Source organism: Massilia sp. CFBP9026 (assembly GCF_034045165.1).
GTDB classification, from domain to species: Bacteria; Pseudomonadota; Gammaproteobacteria; order Burkholderiales; family Burkholderiaceae_D; genus Telluria; species Telluria arenae.
This window is the reverse complement of sequence record NZ_JAXCWH010000011.1, coordinates 17,312-34,454: the sequence shown is the minus strand read 5'-3', so window position 1 is coordinate 34,454 and position 17,143 is coordinate 17,312. Positions and strand designations below refer to the sequence as shown.

Genomic DNA, 17,143 nt, shown 5'->3' with positions numbered 1-17,143 from the left:
AGTACCGGCACATATTCTTAGCTTGCAGGTTCGACCAACCCTGCCAGAAACTGTTCATCTTTCTTGCTCAGCTGACCGGCGGCGCGCGCCTTGTCCAGCAGATCGGGCCGTTTCGCCGCGGTCGCTTCCAGCATACGCTGCCGGCGCCACTTGACGATCTCGGCATGGTTGCCGCCCATCAGGACCGGCGGCACCGGCATGTCTTCGTACATTTCCGGCCGCGTGTAATGCGGCGAATCGAGCAGGCCGTTGACGAAGCTGTCTTCGACCGCCGAGGCATCATCGCCCAGCACGCCGGGAATCAGGCGCACCACCGCATCCATCAAGGCCATGGCCGGCAATTCACCGCCCGACAGCACGAAGTCGCCGAGAGAAATTTCCTCATCGACGCAGCGGTCCAGCAGGCGCTGGTCCACCGCTTCGTAGCGGCCGCACAAAATCACCAGGCCGGGCTCGTCCTTGAGCGCCATCGCGCGCTCGTGGGTCAATGGCTTGCCTTGCGGCGACATGAACACCACACGCGGACTTGGCAGGCCGAGCTCGATTTGTCTTTGCTTTGCTGCATTGATCGTCGCTTCGAGCGGCTTGGCCATCATCACCATGCCGGGGCCGCCGCCATAAGGGCGATCGTCCACGGTGCGGTGGCGGTCCTGCGTGAAATCGCGTGGATTCCAGATCTGCAGGCCCCAGCGTTGCTGCTCGAAGGCGCGCCGGGTGACTCCCGACTGCGTCAATGCGGCGAACATTTCAGGGAACAAGCTGACGACGTCAAACTGCATCGCGACTTGCTCCTCTAACGGACGGGCTCAAAAATCGAGACCCCAATCCAGGGTAATCAGTTGTTGCTCGAGGCTGACGGTCTTGACGAACTGGTCCACGAACGGCACGAGGCGCTCTTGCGCCTTGCCTTCGGACGCTGGATCAGCGACCGGAGTGATGCGCAAAATCGATTGCGCGCCGTTGTGCATCATATCGGTCACCTTGCCCAGGGCTTCGCCCTGCAGGTTGACCACATCCAGGCCGATCAGATCGGACCAGTAGAACTCGCCCTCTTCGAGCGCTGGAAACTCGCTGCGCGCGACCTGCACCGTTGCGCCTTTGAGCGCCTCGGCTTCATCGCGGTCACGCATGCCGACCAGGGTAGCGACAACATCGCCACCGTGCAGTTTTGCACTCCGTACCGAAACGGCGTGCAGGGTCGGCTTGTCGAGCCACCAGGTTTTCACGCTCAGCAGCGCATCGGCCTCGGGCGAATGCGGGGAGACACGGATGCCGCCCACGATGCCATACGCACCGGAAACATAACCGACCGGAGTCAGGTCATCGGGGATTTGCACCCCGCTCGCTACTGCTGAATCGTTCACTACAAGCTTACCTGCTTAAAATTAAGCAGCTGGCTTTTGCTGGGCGACCAGGCGAGCGACGGTTGGCGACAGTTGTGCGCCAACGCCTTGCCAGTGAGCCAGACGGTCAGCAGCGATACGCAGGCCGACTTCGGCGCCCGAAGCCATCGGGTTGTAGAAACCGATGCGCTCGATGAAACGACCATCGCGACGGTTGCGCGAATCGGTTGCAACGATATTGAAGAACGGACGCTTTTTAGCGCCACCACGAGCCAAACGAATAACGACCATAATATTTCCGAAAAAGTTGTTCTGGACGGAGAAAGTCGACGATTATAGCGCGCGACACCGAACAGCAGCAAGCGTTAATGACAACGGGCGCGCAGTCCCAGAAGAATCAGCCATTATCGCTGATTTTTCACCACACCGCTACCGGCCATCCGCCCAAATCCGCAGCTTGTCGCGTGAAACGTGCCATTCCTGCAAATCTCGACCATACTCTTGCTGTCCTGAACTAATGAACAACATGATATGGCCGCTACGCACAAGAACAAGACCGTCGCCACCCTGCTCGCCCTGCTGCTGGGCGGGATCGGCGCGCATCGCTTCTATCTCAAGCCGGGCGCCGACCGGATCGGGCTGCTGCACCTGTGTGCGCTGCCCGTCACCGGCATCCTGTGGGGCGCGGTCAAGCCGCACCCGTTCTATGTGATCCTGCCGCTGCTGGTGTCCTGCATCGCCGGCTTCATCGAAGCACTGGTGATCGGACTCACGCCCGACGAGAAGTGGGATGCGAAACACAACGCCGGCAGCGGCCGGCAATCGCGCTCGAACTGGATCTTGCCGGTGCTGCTGGTGATCACGATGCTGACCGGCGCCATCGTCCTGATCGGGACGATGGCGCGGCTGTTCGACATCCTGTTTACGGGCGGCGCCTACGGTTAGAACTGCTCGACGTCCAGCGCCAGCACGCCCGCCGCGCCGTCGACGATTGACGTGCGCAGTCCCGGCGCCTGCGACAGGATGTGATCGGCGAAGAAGCGCGCGGTGGCGATCTTGGCGCGATAGAAGGCGGCATCGCCCTCGCCCGCAGCCAGCTTGCCTTGCGCGACCAGCGCCGCGCGCGCCATCTGCCAGCCACCCAGCACGATGCCGGCCAGCTTCAGGTACGTCACGCTGCCGGCAAACACGGCGCGCACGTCCGATTTGACATTGGCGACCACGTAGTCGACCACCTGCTCCAGCGCGGCCGCGCCCTCCCGCAGGCTGCGCGCGATCGCGGCGTAGTCTTCTCCCTGCACCTCGCCCAACTGGGCTTCGACCGCGCGGATCTGCGCGATCAGCGCCTTGGCCACCGCACCGCCATCGCGCACCGTCTTGCGTCCCACCAGGTCGTTGGCCTGGATCGCTGTCGTGCCCTCATAAATGGTGAGGATCTTGGCGTCGCGGTAATGCTGGGCCGCGCCGGTCTCTTCAATGAAGCCCATGCCACCATGCACCTGCACGCCGTCGCGCGCGACGTTCTCGCTCATCTCGGTCGACCAGCCCTTGATCACCGGGACCAGGTATTCATACACAGCCAGGTTCGCCTGGCGGGTCGCCTCGTCGGGATGGTGATGCGCCAGGTCCGAGATGCCGGCGCCGACATAGGCCAGCGCACGCGCCGCCTCGGTCTGTGCGCGCATCGACATCAGCATACGGCGCACATCCGGGTGGTTGATGATCGCCACGGGACCGCTTGACCCCGACACTTCGCGCGACTGGATGCGGTCTTTTGCAAACGCCACCGCCTGCTGATAGGCGTGTTCGGCCAGGCCGACGCCCTGCATGCCGACGCCGAAGCGGGCCGCGTTCATCATGATGAACATGTATTCCAGGCCGCGGTTTTCCTCGCCCACCAGGGTGCCGATCGCGCCGCCGCCGTCGCCGAACTGCAGCACGGCGGTCGGGCTGGCCTTGATGCCCAGCTTGTGCTCGATCGAGACACAGTGCACGTCGTTGCGGCTCCCTAATGAACCATCGTCATTGATCAGGAACTTCGGCACGATGAACAGCGAGATACCCTTCACGCCCGGCGGCGCATCTGGCGTGCGCGCCAGCACCAGGTGAACGATGTTCTCGGTCATGTCGTGATCGCCATAGGTGATGAAGATCTTGGTGCCGAAGATTTTATAGGTGCCGTCGCCCTGCGGCTCGGCGCGGGTGCGCACGGCGGCCAGGTCGGAACCGGCCTGCGGCTCGGTCAGGTTCATGGTGCCGGTCCACTGGCCCGAGATCAGCGGCTCGAGGAAGCGCGCTTTCTGTTCGTCGGAGCCGGCGGTGAGCAGCGCCTCGATGGCGCCGTCGGACAGCAGCGCGACCAGCGCGAACGCTAGGTTCGCGCCGTGCAGCATCTCCATGCAGGGCGTGGCCACCAGCTTCGGTAAACCCTGGCCGCCGAATTCCTGCGGGTGCTGCACGCCTTGCCAGCCGGCGTCGGCGTAGGCACGGAAGGCTTCCTTGAAACCCCTGGTCGTGGTGACCGCGCCATCCTTCCAGTAGCTCGGCTCCTTGTCGCCGGCATGGTTCAGCGGGGCGATCACTTCGCCGCAGAATTTCGCGTTTTCTTCCAGCACCGCTTCCACGGTGTCGGGCGTCGCGTCCTCGCAGCCGGGCAGCGCATTGACCTCGGCGAGGTTGGCCAGTTCATTGAGGACGAACTGCATGTCTTTCAGCGGGGCGTTATAGCTCACCTATTGTCTCCTGATGGTCTCTCATGCAAAAAAAACGCCGTTCCTGCGCGGGCGGGAACGGCGTGTGCGGGTGCCTGTGGCGCGCGTCAGTCTCGATGAGCGCGCCGGCCGGTCAGCCCAGTTCCTTGACCAGCTCCGGCACGACCTCGAACAGGTCGCCCACCAGGCCGTAGTCGGCGACCGAGAAGATCGGCGCTTCCGGGTCCTTGTTGATGGCGACGATGGTCTTCGAATCCTTCATGCCGGCCAGGTGCTGGATCGCGCCCGAGATGCCGACGGCGATGTAGAGGGTCGGGGCGACGATCTTGCCGGTCTGGCCCACCTGCCAGTCGTTCGGCACGAAGCCGGCGTCGACCGCGGCGCGCGACGCGCCCATGGCGGCGCCCAGCTTGTCGGCCAGCGGCTCCAGGATCTTGAAGTTGTCGGCCGAGCCGATGCCGCGGCCACCGGAGACGATCACCTTGGCGGCGGTCAGTTCGGGACGGTCCGACTTGGCCAATTCGCGGCCGACAAAAGTAGAGGTGCCCGAGTCGGCGACGGCAGTCACGCTCTCGATGGCGGCCGAACCGCCGCCGGCTGCCGAATCGAAGGCGGTGCCGCGCACGGTGATGACCTTGACCTTGTCGCTCGACTGCACGGTAGCGATCGCGTTGCCGGCGTAGATCGGACGCTCGAAGGTGTCGGGCGAATCGACCTTGGTGATCTCGGAAATCTGCGCCACGTCCAGCTTGGCAGCCACGCGCGGCAGGATGTTCTTGCCGTAGGCGGTGGCCGGGGCCAGGATGTGCGAGTAGTCGCCGGCGATGGCCAGGATCTGCTCGGCCACGTTCTCGGCCAGGCCGTCGGCGAAGTGCGGCGCGTCGGCGACCAGCACCTTGGCCACGCCGGCGATCTGGGCGGCGGCTTCGGCAGCGGCGCCGCAGCTCGAGCCGGCGACCAGGATGTGCACGTCGCCGCCACACTGGGCGGCCGCGGTCACGGTGTGGTGGGTAGCGCCCTTCAGGGAGCCGTTGTCGTGTTCAGCAATGACTAATGCGACCATGTTGATTCCTATGTATTAAGTAACGACAGACGGCTCAGATGACTTTGGCTTCGGTGCGCAGCTTCTGCACCAGGGTCGCCACGTCCGGCACCTTGACGCCGGCCGAGCGCTTGGCTGGCTCGACGACCTTCAGGGTCTTCAGGCGCGGCGCGACGTCGACGCCCAGGTCTTCTGGCTTGACGGTCTCGAGCGGCTTCTTCTTCGCCTTCATGATGTTCGGCAGCGTCACGTAGCGCGGCTCGTTCAGGCGCAGGTCGGTGGTGATGATCGCTGGCAGGGTCAGGGCGACGGTTTCCAGGCCGCCATCGACTTCGCGCGTCACGGTCACTTTACCGTCTTCCAGCACGACTTTCGAGGCAAACGTGGCTTGCGGCCAGCCCAGCAGCGCAGCCAGCATCTGGCCGGTCTGGTTCGAATCGTCGTCGATCGCCTGCTTGCCCAGGATGATCAGCTGCGGCTGCTCCTTGTCGGCCAGCGCCTTGACGATCTTGGCTACGGCCAGCGGCTCGGTGTCGCCGGCGGTTTCCACCAGGATGCCGCGGTCGGCGCCGATCGCCATGCCGGTACGCAGGGTTTCCTGGCACTGGGCCACGCCCACCGAGACCGCCACCACCTCGGTGACCTTGCCGCCCTCTTTCAGGCGGGTTGCCTCTTCGAGTGCGATCTCGTCGAACGGGTTCATCGACATCTTGACGTTGGCGACATCGACGCCGCTATTGTCGGACTTGACGCGAACCTTGACGTTGTAGTCGACCACGCGTTTGACGGGTACCAGGACTTTCATAGGGTGCCTTTAAAAATGGGATGGATCGAAATAAGTGGCATAGATTATATGAGAAATCGACGCTCCGGGCCAAATTAAAGCACGATCGTGCGATTTTTAGTTAGAGGAAATCACCTAATCGGCCCATTTCGGTTTTTACAAGGGGAGCGGACGGGGCTGGATGCCCCGCCTCAGGGTATGCACGCGGCTGCAGCATGGGCTGCAGCCTGTCGCATTATTTGCGGCGCATCAGGAAGGTGAACTCGCCATTCTCATGGGTATGAGCCAGCAAGGCATTGCCGGTTTGTTTGGCGAAGGCCTGGAAGTCGCGCACGGAGCCGGTGTCGGTGGCAACGATGCGCAGCACCTGGCCGGTTTCCATCTCGGCGAGCGCCTTCTTGGCTTTGAGGATGGGCAGCGGGCAGTTCAGTCCGCGTGCATCCAGGTCTCTCTGGAATTCCATGGTGTCGGTTTCAAAAGTGATATCGCTCATCGCATTACCTGCTTTGATTAAGTGGTCCAACTTCAGTCGCATACTACTCCAATTCGGGCAGTATGACGCACCGCACCAAAATAGTCACACATTGTTGCAGGATTGCAACCGCAATGTGAAATGCTTGACCGAAATACATTGGGTGTGTACTGGATGCTCACGAATCGGCACTGCAGCGGTGCACCACACCCCGTAGATGCGGTCCGAATTGGGGCGTGCAATAGTCCGAATGACCATGAAAACAAAGTGTTACGACTTGGTTGCGAGTCTGCCTGGCCCATAGTCGCGAACGTAAAAAACGTCGTCCCCGCGCAGGCGGGGACCCAAATCCTTTGCGCAGCGACTACGATTTACGTAGACACAGCGCATGAAAACTTGGGTCCCCGCCTGCGCGGGGACGACGTGTTGAAGCTAAATGCTAAGGGTGGCGTTTGCTAAAGATCAGGCGCGTTCGCCGACCCAGCCAGCCACGCCGGCCAGCGCTGCCGGCAGGCCCGACGGATCGGTACCGCCTGCTTGCGCCATATCAGGACGGCCGCCGCCCTTGCCGCCCACCTGCTGGGCGACGAAGTTCACCAGCTCGCCGGCTTTGACTTTACCGGTGGCATCCTTGGTCACGCCAGCGATCAGGCTGACCTTGCCATCGACGACACTGGCCAGCACGATGGCGGCCGTGCCCAGCTTGTCCTTCAGCTTGTCCATGGCTTCGCGCAGGGTGGCCACGTCGGCGCCTTCCATCGTTGCCGCAAGCACCTTGATGCCGCTGACGTCGACTGCCTTGCCCAGCAGCTCGTCGCCCTGGCCTGCCGCCAGTTTCGATTTCAGCGCGGCGACTTCCTTCTCCAGGGTCTTGACCTGGTCCTGCACCTGGGCGATGCGGGTGGTCAGCTCGTCCGGGCTGGTCTTGAGCGCGCCGGCCGCTTCGACCAGCTTGCGGTTGATCGACTGCACCAGCGCCAGGGCGCCCTCGCCCGTCACCGCTTCCACGCGGCGGATGCCGGCGGCAACGCCGCCTTCCGACACGATCTTGAACAGGCCGATGTCGCCGGTACGGGTCACGTGGACGCCGCCGCACAGCTCTTTCGAGGTGCCGATGTCCAGCACGCGCACGGTGTCGCCGTACTTCTCGCCGAACAGCGCCATCGCGCCATGCTTGACGGCGTCGTCGAAGGACATGTGGTGCGACTGGGTCGGGTGGTTTTCCAGGATCTCGCGGTTGACGATGGCTTCCACTTGCGCGATCTCATCCGCGGTCAGCGCTTGCGGGTGGCTGAAGTCGAAGCGGGTCTTGTCCGGATCGACCAGCGAGCCCTTTTGCTGCACGTGGCTGCCCAGCACTTCGCGCAAGGCCTTGTGCATCAGGTGGGTGGCCGAGTGGTTGCGGATGGTGCGGCCGCGCTTGACGGTGTCCACTTGCGCGTCGACGGTGTCGCCGACCTTCAGCGAACCCTCGCGCAGCACGCCGTGGTGGCCGAAGACGTCGGCCTGGATCTTGAGCGTGTCCTCGACCTCGAAGCGCACAGCGGCGCCGCCGATGACACCCTGGTCGCCGACCTGGCCGCCCGATTCGGCATAGAACGGGGTGGTGTCGAGCACGACGATGCCGGCCTGGCCGGCCTTCAACTCATCGACCTTCACGCCGTCGGCGTACAGCGCCAGCACGTGGGTGTTGTGGGCCAGCGAGTCGTAGCCGACGAACTTGGTCTTCTCCCCCGCGTACTCGACGTTGGCGGCCATCTTGAACTTGCCGGCGGCGCGCGCGGTCTTCTTCTGCTGTTCCATGGCGGCGGCGAAGCCCGCCTCGTCGAGCGTCACGTTACGCTCACGGCAGATGTCGGCGGTCAGGTCGAGCGGGAAGCCGTAGGTGTCGTACAGGGTGAAGGCGGTGGCGCCATCGAGGTTCTTCGGATCCTTGGCCAGCTGGGCTTCCAGGATCTTCATGCCGTTTTCCAGCGTCTCGCCGAAACGCTCTTCCTCGGCCTTCAGCACCGACGCCACGCGGTCTTTCACGTTGCGCAGTTCCGGATAGGCTTCGCCCATCTCGAGGTCCAGGTCGGCCACCAGCTTGTAGAAGAACGGCTTCGTCTGGCCCAGCTTGTGGCCGTGGCGCAGCGCGCGGCGGATGATGCGGCGCAGGACGTAGCCGTGGCCTTCGCTGCTCGGGATAATGCCGTCGACGATCATGAACGAGGCCGACCGGATGTGGTCGGCGATGACCTTGAGCGAATTATTGCCCAGGTCGTCGATGCCGGTCTCGCGCGCGGCGGCCTTGATCAGGTTCTGGAACAGGTCGATCTCGTAGTTGCTGTGCACGTGCTGCAGCACGGCGGCCAGGCGCTCCATGCCCATGCCGGTGTCGATCGACGGCTTCGGCAGCGGGGTCATATTGCCCGCTTCGTCGCGGTTGAACTGCATGAACACCAGGTTCCAGATCTCGATGAAGCGGTCGCCGTCTTCTTCGGCCGAACCCGGAGGACCGCCCCAGATGTCGGCGCCGTGGTCAAAGAAGATCTCGGTGCACGGGCCGCATGGGCCGGTGTCGGCCATCTGCCAGAAGTTGTCCGAGGCGTAGCGCGCGCCCTTGTTGTCGCCGATGCGGATGATGCGCTCTTTCGGCACGCCGATCTCGTTGGCCCAGATGTCGTAGGCTTCGTCGTCTTCGAAATAGACGGTGACGGTCAGCTTCTCGGCCGGCAGGCCATAGACTTTCGTCAGCAATTCCCACGCATACTGGATCGCCTCGCGCTTGAAATAGTCGCCGAAGCTGAAGTTGCCCAGCATTTCAAAGAAGGTGTGGTGACGTGCGGTGTAGCCGACGTTTTCCAGGTCGTTGTGCTTGCCGCCGGCGCGCACGCAGCGCTGGACCGAGGTCGCGCGCGAATACGGGCGGGAATCCAGGCCCAGGAACACATCCTTGAACTGCACCATTCCGCTATTGGTCAACAGCATGGTCGGGTCATTGCCAGGCACCAGCGGGCTGGAACGCACGATGGAATGGCCTTTGGATTCAAAGAACTTCAGGAACTTTTCGCGAATGTCTGAGGATTTCATGTCTGTTGGAGGGCGGAATGAGGCAGCGTGCCATATAAAGGAACGATTATAGCCTAGCCGCCGCCGTCAATATCGGTCATGCAGATAATGACAACTTGCTAGCAACAATGGATTCAGCGCAGCAGGTGCGATACCGCGCGCGTCTTCGGCTCGACGGGGGCCAGCATCGTCATGGCCGCACCTTGCAGGATGCGCGCACGGGTCTCGCCGGTCGGATCGGTATCGCGCCGGCGCGCACCGGCCTGCACCGACTTGCTGACGAGGTCGAGCCATTGGCTGACGGCGGCCTGGGCGCCTGCGGCGTGCGGGGACAACGGGATGATGGTGGTCGAGGGTGCCATGCTTGCTGCTTCAAAGAGATCGTCAGTACTTAACGTCTCCCGGGCGACCATTCTTGAGGCCGCCTGACAAATATATTGCTGAGCCGAAAGTCTCTCAGGCGAAATCAGGCCCGATCAGGTCGATGCGGTCGGTGCAGAAAGCGTCCACACCCCAGTCCAGCAAGGTGCGCGCACGGCCGGGATCGTTGACGGTGTAGCAGAACAGGCCGAAGCCGCGATCCTTCACCGCGCGCGCCATCTCCGGCCCCAGGTGCTGGTGATTGGTGTGGATGGCAACCGCGTCCAGCGCGCGCGCACGTGATTCCCAGTCCGGCCCCAGCGCGCTGATCAGGCAGGCGCGCGGAAGTTGCGGCGCGGCCGCGCGCGCACTGGCCAGCGCCACGTCACTGAACGAGGACAGTAATGGGACCCGGGCCATGTCTCCGGCCGCGAGTTCGGCGGCGAACAGATCGGCGGCAAGCGCCGCCACGACCGCGCCGGTTTCCGTTTCAAAACCGGGCGCTGGCTTGATCTCGATATTCATCCACACGCCCTGCTCCTTGCACAGGCGCGCGAATTCGGTAAACAGCGGCACCGGTTCGCCGGCAAACGCCGGGGCGAACCAGGCGCCGGCATCCATCGCCGCCAGATCGCCGGCATCGTGCTCGAATACGCTGCCCGTGCCCTTCACCGTGCGGCCCAGGCCGGGATCGTGCACCACCACCGGGACACCGTCGCGCGCCAGCATGACGTCGAACTCGATCGCCCGAAAGCCCGCCTGCATCCCGCAGCGCAGGCCGGCATAGGTGTTCTCGGGCGCCAGGGTGCCGCCGCCACGGTGGGCCAGGATGCGGGGGTAAGGCCAGATGCGGGGCCACATGCGCGCCTCCTGTCGACAATCAGGCCGGCACGCCGAGGCGCCAGGCCAGCCAGGCGAAGGCGCCCAGGTTCAGCGCCACCGTCAGCTGGAACTTGCGCTGGAACGATTGCTTGCTGGTCTTGTGTCGCAGCCATTGCTGCGCCAGCAAGGCGCCGGGCCAGCCGCCGACCAGGCCGAGGATCAGCAGCGTCGACTCGGGCGTGCGCCAGGACTGCGAGCGCGCCGCCGACTTGTCGATGGCGTAGGCGACGAAGCAGGTCAGGCTGGTCGTCAGGTAGGCGGCGCCGACCAGCTGGGACATATCCCAGGCCAGGCTGGCGAACAGGTAGACGGCGAGAAAAAGGACGAGCGGCAGGTAAGGCATGGCGCCAGCTTACCGCTGCCGGCCCGCAAATGTCCACTGGGCAAATGCAGCATCATTTACTTCCCCGATGCCGCTCCTGGGTTCGTCATCGAACAGAGCCGACGATACCAAACACCTACGCTGAGTCCTCACAGGTATCACATCACGTAGGAGATGACATGGCTTTCGATTTAGGTAACTTATTGCAGCAATATATCGGCGGCGCGGGCGCCGTCGCCAACAATGGCAAGGCTGCCGACGACTTCGACCAGGTGGCGCAGAACGCGCCCCGCGCCAGCATCGCCCAGGGCATTGCCAGCGCGTTGCGCTCGGACCAGACCCCGCCCTTCCCCCAGATGGTCAGCCAGTTGTTCGGCCAGAGCAATCCCGACCAGCGCGCCGGCATGCTCAACAGCCTGCTGGGCGGCGCAGGTGGCGGCTTGCTCGGCTCCGTGGCCGGCGGCGCATTGGGCAAGATTTTCGGCGGCAACGCGCCATCAAAGGTAACGCCGGAACAGGCGGCGCAAGTCTCGCCTGAGCAAGTGCAAGAACTGGCCGAAAAGGCGCAACAAGAGAATCCCGGCATTGTCGACCGTATGAGCGACTTCTATGCCGAGCATCCAACCTTGATCAAGGCTGCCGGCGGCGCCGCGCTGGCGGTCGCGCTCGGCTATATGGCCAACAATATCCGTAAACAATCACCAGAAAAGGAGGGTCCCGTGGGTATCCTGAGCAATATTTTCCACAAAATTTTCCCAGGTAAGAAAGATGCGGCGCCTGCCGCGACGACGGCTGCAGCTCCGGCTGCGGCGCCTGCCCACCCACAAGCCGCGCCGGCGCCAAGCGCACCGGCCGCAGCGCCAGCCGCTGCTCCGGCCGCCGCTGCCCCGGTCCAGCAGGTCGACGTCGAGCAGATCCTGAACGATATGCAGAAGTCGTCCGGCCAGCAACTGAACTGGCGCACCTCGATCGTCGACCTGCTCAAGCTGCTCGGCCTGGACAGCAGCCTGGCCTCGCGCAAGGAACTGGCAGCCGAACTGAACTACACCGGCGATACCAGTGATTCGGCCAAGATGAACATCTGGCTGCACCGTCAGGTGATGAACAAGCTGGCTGCCAACGGCGGCAAGGTGCCGGCCGATCTGCGCGACTGATATCAGGTACTTGGACCCCGGCCTGCGCCGGGGCAGTGCCTGGACCCCAGCCTGCGCCGGGGTGACGGTGCGTGCGCTGGCGGCGATCATTCCGCAAGCGTCGTATTGGCCGCCGTCCCGCACGCAAAGCAAAAGCGAGCGAACGCGTTCTTGCGCGCCGTACAGGCGCCGCATCGGTTGAACAGGCCGATGCCGCAGTGCGGGCAGAAGTCGGTCTTGCCATCCTTGAGGTCGACGGCGCGCTCGCAACCGGGACACACGCTTTTCGCCAGGCGCGCCTGGACGAGGTCATAGCGCATGCCCTGGCGCCGTTCGGCATCTGGCAGCGCCTCGGCCTGCTTCTGGCGCGCCAGGTAGCCCTGCAGCCAGGCGATGGCATAGCGCCCCGCGACCACGGTCAGGATGATGCCGACGATGTAGCGCACGTAGCCGCCATAGCTCGGCAGGTAGGGCACCAGCTCGAAGAAGAAGGTGAACAGGGCAAAGATGATGAAGCCCCAGGCGAACGGCCAGTCGGCGGTCTTGCGCTTGTGCCTGAACAGCCAGCCGGCCGCCAGCAGCAGCGGCAAGGTCAGTGCCAGGCGGTAGAGAAAGACGCGCAGCTCGCGCGCCTCGACTTCGTCGGCGAAGGCCTGCTGCGCCGGTTCTTGCAGGGCGTCCCAGCGCAGCTTGGCGCGCTCGTAGGCCTGGGTGGCGTCCAGCATTGTCTGCTGTTCGCGTTCCACCGCCGCGAGGGCGGCGCGTTCAGCGCGCTCCAGGGCCTCCAGGCCCTGGGTACGCTTGATCAGTTCGGGGTCTTGCTCTGGCCGCGCGGTCGCCTGCCGGGTCGCGAGCCAGTTGTCGAAGGTCGAGCGCGCCGAGCGCGTATTCGACTGCGCCACCGTGTGCTTCTGGCTGGCTTGCTCGAGGCGCGTGCGTGCGCCTTCGATGCGCGCCTGCTCGCTGGCCATCTCGGTACGCAGCTTGCCGACCTGGGCCGGGTTCATGAACTCTTCGACCGTCAACGGCGCTTCGACGTCGCGCAGTTGCTGCACGACCAGGCCGCCCAGGCCGATCAGGAAACCGGCGAAGACGAAGGCGACGAGCCACAAGGCCCGCTGCATCCATTGTTCGGTCAGGCGCAAGCCCTTGCTCATGAAGCACTCCTCGGCGATGACAAGCCCGCAGCTTGCCATCGTCGGGAAGATCATGCTACTGGCAGTTGATGGAGGCCCGCTGTGCGCTACTGCCAGTATCGGGTTGCGATACCACTTGCGCTTAGAAGTAGGACAGGCCCAGCGCCTTCTTGACTTCGTCGGTGGTCGCGGCAGCCACTTCGCGCGCCTTGAGGGTGCCTTCCTGCAGCATCTTCATCACCTGAGCCGGGTCCTTGGCGAACTCTTCGCGGCGGGCGCGGATAGGCGCCAGCAGGTCTTGCAGGATGCCTTCGAGGCGCTTCTTGACGATGCTGTCGCCCAGGCCGCCGCGCTGGTAGTGCGCCTTCATCTCGGCCAGGCCCTCCTTGTCGGTGTCAAAAGCGTCCAGGTAGGTGAAGGCGACATTGCCCTCGATATGGCCCGGATCCGACACCTTCAGGTGCAGCGGGTCAGTGTAGACGTTCTTGACCGCGGCGCGGATCTCGTCGGCGCTGGCGCCCAGGTTGATGGTGTTGCCGAGCGACTTGCTCATCTTGGCCTTGCCGTCGATGCCCGGCAGGCGGCCGACTTCCGGCACGAAGGCCTTGGCCTCGACCAGGACGTCGCGGCCGACGATGCGGTTGAAGCGGCGCACGATCTCGTTGCACTGCTCGATCATCGGGATCTGGTCTTCGCCTACCGGCACCACGCCGGCCTTGAAGGCGGTGATGTCGGCGGCCTGGCTGGCCGGATAGGTCAGGAAGCCGGCCGGGATGTCGCGCTCGAAGCCGCGCAGGACGATTTCCGCCTTCACGGTCGGGTTGCGCTCGAGGCGCGCCACGGTCACCAGGTTCAGGTAATAGAAGGTCAGCTCGGTCAGCTCCGGGATCTGCGACTGGATGAAGATCGTGGTCTTGGTCGGGTCGATCCCTACGGCAAGGTAATCGAGCGCCACTTCCAGCACGTTCCGGTGTACCTTACTCAAGTCATCCATATTGTCGGTCAGCGCCTGCGAGTCGGCCAGCATGACGAATTGCCGATACTGGTGCTGGTAGGTCACACGATCGCGCAGGCTGCCCACGAAGTGACCGAGGTGCAGCGGACCGGTCGGACGGTCGCCGGTCAGGATGATCTGGCTCATCGGAGCAGAATCAGGAGAAGTGTTTTGTTGCAGGGTCATCGAGGTTCCTTGGTAGATGCCTCGATCGTCCTGCGTCAATGAATGAACGCCACCCAAATCGAGGCGGCGTTAGCTGAAATGCACATCATTTCCGGGGCCGCGCGCTAGGAGCGGCGCCACCAGGCAAGAATGAGATGTGCTTTCGGAAAGATCATGGACCGCATGGTTGCAGGTTGGCGCGCCGCTGTCAACCGCTACCGGTACTGTGACTCGGCAGGCAAGGCTCTCCCCACGCAGTGTGAACGTCGGTAGCGCCGCATTGTCGAAACTTTGTTGTCATAAAATCAAGGAATCAGAACAACCATGAACAAGAGCACGAACAGCCCAGCACACCCCCTCGAACTCTGGGGCGGACTCGAATGCACGGTCAACCGCGTGCAAGACACCTATTTCAGCCAGCTGGACCGCAACGGCCATAGCGGGCGCGCCTGCGACATCGAGCGCTTCGCCGCGCTCGGCATCCGCGCCATCCGCTACCCCATCCTGTGGGAACGCACCGCCCCGGACGGCATCGATGGAGCCGACTGGCGTTGGCCGGACGAGCGCCTGGCCGCCCTGCGCGAGGCTGGCGTCACCCCGATCGCCGGGCTGATCCACCATGGCAGCGGACCACGTCACACGAGCCTGGTCGATCCCGGTTTCGCGCAAGAACTCGCCAACTACGCCGGCGCCGTCGCCGCGCGCTATCCCTGGCTCGAGTTCTACACCCCGGTCAACGAGATCTGCACCACGGCGCGCTTCGCCGGCCTGTACGGCGTCTGGTATCCGCACGGCCGCAACGACCGCACCTTCATCCAGGCCCTGCTCAACCAGTGCCGCGCCACCGTGCTGTCGATGCGCGCCATCCGCGCCGTCAACCCGAACGCGAAACTGGTGCAGACCGACGACCTCGGCAAAACCTACAGCACGCCCGAACTGGCCCACGTGGCCGAGTTCTACAACGAGCGCCGCTGGCTGGGCTGGGACCTGCTGTGCGGCATGGTCGGCCCGGAGCACGCCCTGTGGAACTACCTGCAGAAGAGCGGCGCCACGGCTGAAGACCTCCTGTGGTTCCGCGACAATCCCTGCCCGCCCGACGTCATCGGCGTCAATTACTACGTCACCAGCGAGCGCTGGCTGGATCACCGTCCCGAACGCTTCCCCGAAAATCACCGCGGCATGGCCGACGGCATCCCCTGCGCCGACATCGAAGCCTCGCGCGTGCTGGCCACGCCGACGCCGGGCATCGCCCCGCTGCTGTCCGAGATCTGGGAGCGCTACGGCATCCCGCTGGCCATCACCGAAGCCCATATCGACGCCAACCGCGAAGACCAGATGCGCTGGCTGCTCGAGATCTGGGAAGCAGCCCAGCAGTCGCGCGACAACGGCGTCGACGTGCGCGCGGTCACGGTGTGGGCCCTGCTCGGCTCCTTCGACTGGAACAGCCTGGTGACGGTCGAGCGCGGCTACTACGAACCCGGACCGCTCGACGTGCGCTCGCCGTTGCCGCGGCCGACGGCGCTGGCCAGGATGATGCGCGAATTATCCAGCGGCGCGCCGCTGTCGCATCCGGTGCTGCGCGCCCAGGGCTGGTGGCGCCGGCCGGGCCGCTTCCTGTGCCAGCAACCTGTCGCCACGCCCGACGCGCTCACCTCGATCGCGGCCGACGGCCACCGCCTGGTGGGCACGGCGGCCGCGCCGATCCTGATCCTCGGCGCCACCGGCACCCTGGGCCGCGCCTTTGCCCGCATCTGCGACAAGCGCAACCTGGCCTACAAGCTGCTGTCGCGCCAGGACATGGACATCGCCGATGCCGACTCGGTCGAGCGCGCGCTGGCCAAATACAAGCCCTGGGCCGTGGTCAATACCTGCGGCTACGTGCGGGTGGACGACGCCGAACACGAGATGGAGCGCTGCCAGCGCGAGAACACGCACGGCGCCGCCATCCTCGCCGCCGCCTGCGCACGCCACGACATCCACCTGACCACCTTCTCGAGCGACCTGGTGTTCGACGGCCGCAACGAGCGTCCCTATGTCGAATCCGATACGCCCAATCCGCTCAACGTCTACGGCCGCAGCAAGCTCGATGCCGAACGGGCCGTGCTCGAGAACCATCCGGGCGCACTGGTGGTGCGCACCAGCGCCTTCTTCGGCCCGTGGGACCAGCACAACTTCGTGACCCTGGCCCTCGATGCGCTGGAGCGCGGCGATGCCTTCGTGGCCGCCAGCGACCTGACCATCTCACCAACCTATGTGCCCGACCTGGTGCACGCCTGCCTCGACCTGGCAGTGGACCGCGAAGCCGGCATCTGGCACCTGGCCAACCAGGGCGCGCTGACCTGGGCCGAACTGGCGCGGCGCGCGGCCGAACTGGCCGGCGTCGATGCGGCGACGCTGGAAGCGAAACCGGCAGCCGAATTCGGCTTCACGGCGGCGCGGCCGGCCTATTCCTCGCTGCACAGCGAGCGCGGCGCGCTGCTGCCGGCGCTGGACGATGCGCTGCGGCGTTATGTCGAACTGCGCACTGCCGACAAGGCCGAACGCTGCGCGCTGCAGGCTGAGGCCGAAAGCCGGCAGCAGGTGGCCGGTGGGGATACCCAGGCCGAAGCGGACACGATCGCTGCGGCACAGTCAGGGACCTGATCGCCAACGGATGAGGCGTCGCGGCGCCTCATCGGGATGCGGCTGGCAAGCGCCGTGCTTCTGGATAGCTATAATCAACGCTTTCCGATAGCACAAAAAATATCG

Annotated in this window: 16 protein-coding genes; 3 read left to right on the top strand and 13 right to left on the bottom strand. The window is 64.4% G+C overall.

What is annotated here, in order from left to right:
- Window positions 1-17: 17 nt before the first annotated feature.
- Genes trmD through rpsP form a run of 3 tightly spaced genes read right to left on the bottom strand, consistent with a single transcriptional unit; the run spans window position 18 to window position 1,634 of the window.
- Window positions 18-779: a tRNA (guanosine(37)-N1)-methyltransferase TrmD gene (gene trmD, locus SOM28_RS22655; RefSeq protein WP_320469540.1), complete on the bottom strand. Its 762-nt coding sequence runs from the start codon at window positions 777-779 to the stop codon at window positions 18-20.
- 27 nt (window positions 780-806) lie between these two features.
- Entirely contained in the window at window positions 807-1,337 is a 531-nt protein-coding gene (rimM, locus tag SOM28_RS22650) for a ribosome maturation factor RimM (RefSeq protein ID WP_183407562.1), read from the bottom strand.
- Window positions 1,338-1,385: 48 nt separating this feature from the next.
- Window positions 1,386-1,634 carry a 30S ribosomal protein S16 gene (gene rpsP / locus SOM28_RS22645; RefSeq protein ID WP_123071958.1) on the bottom strand — a complete coding sequence of 83 codons (249 nt, stop codon included), beginning with the start codon at window positions 1,632-1,634 and terminating at the stop codon, window positions 1,386-1,388.
- 240 nt (window positions 1,635-1,874) lie between these two features.
- Between rpsP and SOM28_RS22640 the strand changes: the two genes are divergently transcribed.
- Window positions 1,875-2,288, top strand: coding sequence for an NINE protein (locus SOM28_RS22640; protein WP_320469539.1), 414 nt, complete (start codon window positions 1,875-1,877; stop codon window positions 2,286-2,288).
- On the opposite strand, the gene SOM28_RS22635 is transcribed toward SOM28_RS22640, so the two are convergent.
- The 8 genes from SOM28_RS22635 to SOM28_RS22600 all read right to left on the bottom strand — a co-directional run bounded on the left by SOM28_RS22635 (window position 2,285) and on the right by SOM28_RS22600 (window position 10,988).
- Window positions 2,285-4,075 (bottom strand): acyl-CoA dehydrogenase, encoded by a 1,791-nt coding sequence (locus tag SOM28_RS22635; protein ID WP_320469538.1) that lies wholly within the window; start codon window positions 4,073-4,075, stop codon window positions 2,285-2,287. The genes SOM28_RS22640 and SOM28_RS22635 overlap by 4 nt on opposite strands.
- Before the next feature lie 112 nt (window positions 4,076-4,187).
- The gene (locus SOM28_RS22630) at window positions 4,188-5,117 is read right to left on the bottom strand and encodes an electron transfer flavoprotein subunit alpha/FixB family protein (RefSeq protein WP_123071579.1); all 930 of its coding nucleotides are present in this window, start codon (window positions 5,115-5,117) and stop codon (window positions 4,188-4,190) included.
- Between the two features lie 34 nt (window positions 5,118-5,151).
- Window positions 5,152-5,901, bottom strand: coding sequence for an electron transfer flavoprotein subunit beta/FixA family protein (locus SOM28_RS22625; RefSeq protein WP_005668874.1), 750 nt, complete (start codon window positions 5,899-5,901; stop codon window positions 5,152-5,154).
- A 214-nt stretch (window positions 5,902-6,115) separates the two neighbouring features.
- Window positions 6,116-6,343 carry a sulfurtransferase TusA family protein gene (locus tag SOM28_RS22620; RefSeq protein WP_040777452.1) on the bottom strand — a complete coding sequence of 76 codons (228 nt, stop codon included), beginning with the start codon at window positions 6,341-6,343 and terminating at the stop codon, window positions 6,116-6,118.
- 471 nt (window positions 6,344-6,814) lie between these two features.
- Window positions 6,815-9,424, bottom strand: coding sequence for an alanine--tRNA ligase (gene alaS / locus SOM28_RS22615; RefSeq protein WP_320469537.1), 2,610 nt, complete (start codon window positions 9,422-9,424; stop codon window positions 6,815-6,817).
- Between the two features lie 113 nt (window positions 9,425-9,537).
- Complete coding sequence (locus SOM28_RS22610; protein WP_123071577.1) at window positions 9,538-9,765, bottom strand: hypothetical protein; 228 nt, start codon at window positions 9,763-9,765, stop codon at window positions 9,538-9,540.
- Window positions 9,766-9,859: 94 nt separating this feature from the next.
- The gene (gene ugpQ, locus SOM28_RS22605; protein WP_123071580.1) at window positions 9,860-10,612 is read right to left on the bottom strand and encodes a glycerophosphodiester phosphodiesterase; all 753 of its coding nucleotides are present in this window, start codon (window positions 10,610-10,612) and stop codon (window positions 9,860-9,862) included.
- A gap of 31 nt (window positions 10,613-10,643) precedes the next feature.
- Window positions 10,644-10,988 (bottom strand): DUF1294 domain-containing protein, encoded by a 345-nt coding sequence (locus SOM28_RS22600; protein ID WP_123071576.1) that lies wholly within the window; start codon window positions 10,986-10,988, stop codon window positions 10,644-10,646.
- Window positions 10,989-11,686: 698 nt separating this feature from the next.
- On the opposite strand from SOM28_RS22600, the gene SOM28_RS22595 reads away from it, so the two are divergent.
- Complete coding sequence (locus SOM28_RS22595) at window positions 11,687-12,121, top strand: DUF3597 domain-containing protein (RefSeq protein ID WP_183407540.1); 435 nt, start codon at window positions 11,687-11,689, stop codon at window positions 12,119-12,121.
- Between the two features lie 86 nt (window positions 12,122-12,207).
- Here the strand turns inward: SOM28_RS22595 and SOM28_RS22590 are convergent, their stop codons facing one another.
- Both SOM28_RS22590 and trpS read right to left on the bottom strand, forming a co-directional pair.
- Window positions 12,208-13,257: a zinc ribbon domain-containing protein gene (locus tag SOM28_RS22590; protein WP_320469536.1), complete on the bottom strand. Its 1,050-nt coding sequence runs from the start codon at window positions 13,255-13,257 to the stop codon at window positions 12,208-12,210.
- 121 nt (window positions 13,258-13,378) lie between these two features.
- Window positions 13,379-14,416, bottom strand: a complete 1,038-nt coding sequence (trpS, locus tag SOM28_RS22585) for a tryptophan--tRNA ligase (RefSeq protein WP_123071574.1) — start codon at window positions 14,414-14,416, stop codon at window positions 13,379-13,381.
- Between the two features lie 303 nt (window positions 14,417-14,719).
- Here trpS and SOM28_RS22580 point away from each other — a divergent pair, with 303 nt between their 5' ends.
- Window positions 14,720-17,038, top strand: coding sequence for a family 1 glycosylhydrolase (locus SOM28_RS22580; RefSeq protein ID WP_320469535.1), 2,319 nt, complete (start codon window positions 14,720-14,722; stop codon window positions 17,036-17,038).
- Window positions 17,039-17,143 lie beyond the last annotated feature (105 nt).

Excerpts from the sequence above, each read along its gene's own strand:
- trmD (WP_320469540.1), bottom strand. The coding sequence starts at position 779 with ATGCAGTTTGACGTCGTCAGCTTGTTCCCTGAAATGTTCGCCGCATTG.
- rpsP (WP_123071958.1), bottom strand. The coding sequence starts at position 1,634 with ATGGTCGTTATTCGTTTGGCTCGTGGTGGCGCTAAAAAGCGTCCGTTC.
- SOM28_RS22640 (WP_320469539.1), top strand. The coding sequence starts at position 1,875 with ATGGCCGCTACGCACAAGAACAAGACCGTCGCCACCCTGCTCGCCCTG.
- SOM28_RS22630 (WP_123071579.1), bottom strand. The coding sequence starts at position 5,117 with ATGGTCGCATTAGTCATTGCTGAACACGACAACGGCTCCCTGAAGGGC.
- SOM28_RS22625 (WP_005668874.1), bottom strand. The coding sequence starts at position 5,901 with ATGAAAGTCCTGGTACCCGTCAAACGCGTGGTCGACTACAACGTCAAG.
- SOM28_RS22620 (WP_040777452.1), bottom strand. The coding sequence starts at position 6,343 with ATGGAATTCCAGAGAGACCTGGATGCACGCGGACTGAACTGCCCGCTG.
- alaS (WP_320469537.1), bottom strand. The coding sequence starts at position 9,424 with ATGAAATCCTCAGACATTCGCGAAAAGTTCCTGAAGTTCTTTGAATCC.
- SOM28_RS22610 (WP_123071577.1), bottom strand. The coding sequence starts at position 9,765 with ATGGCACCCTCGACCACCATCATCCCGTTGTCCCCGCACGCCGCAGGC.
- SOM28_RS22600 (WP_123071576.1), bottom strand. The coding sequence starts at position 10,988 with ATGCCTTACCTGCCGCTCGTCCTTTTTCTCGCCGTCTACCTGTTCGCC.
- SOM28_RS22590 (WP_320469536.1), bottom strand. The coding sequence starts at position 13,257 with ATGAGCAAGGGCTTGCGCCTGACCGAACAATGGATGCAGCGGGCCTTG.
- trpS (WP_123071574.1), bottom strand. The coding sequence starts at position 14,416 with ATGACCCTGCAACAAAACACTTCTCCTGATTCTGCTCCGATGAGCCAG.
- SOM28_RS22580 (WP_320469535.1), top strand. The coding sequence starts at position 14,720 with ATGAACAAGAGCACGAACAGCCCAGCACACCCCCTCGAACTCTGGGGC.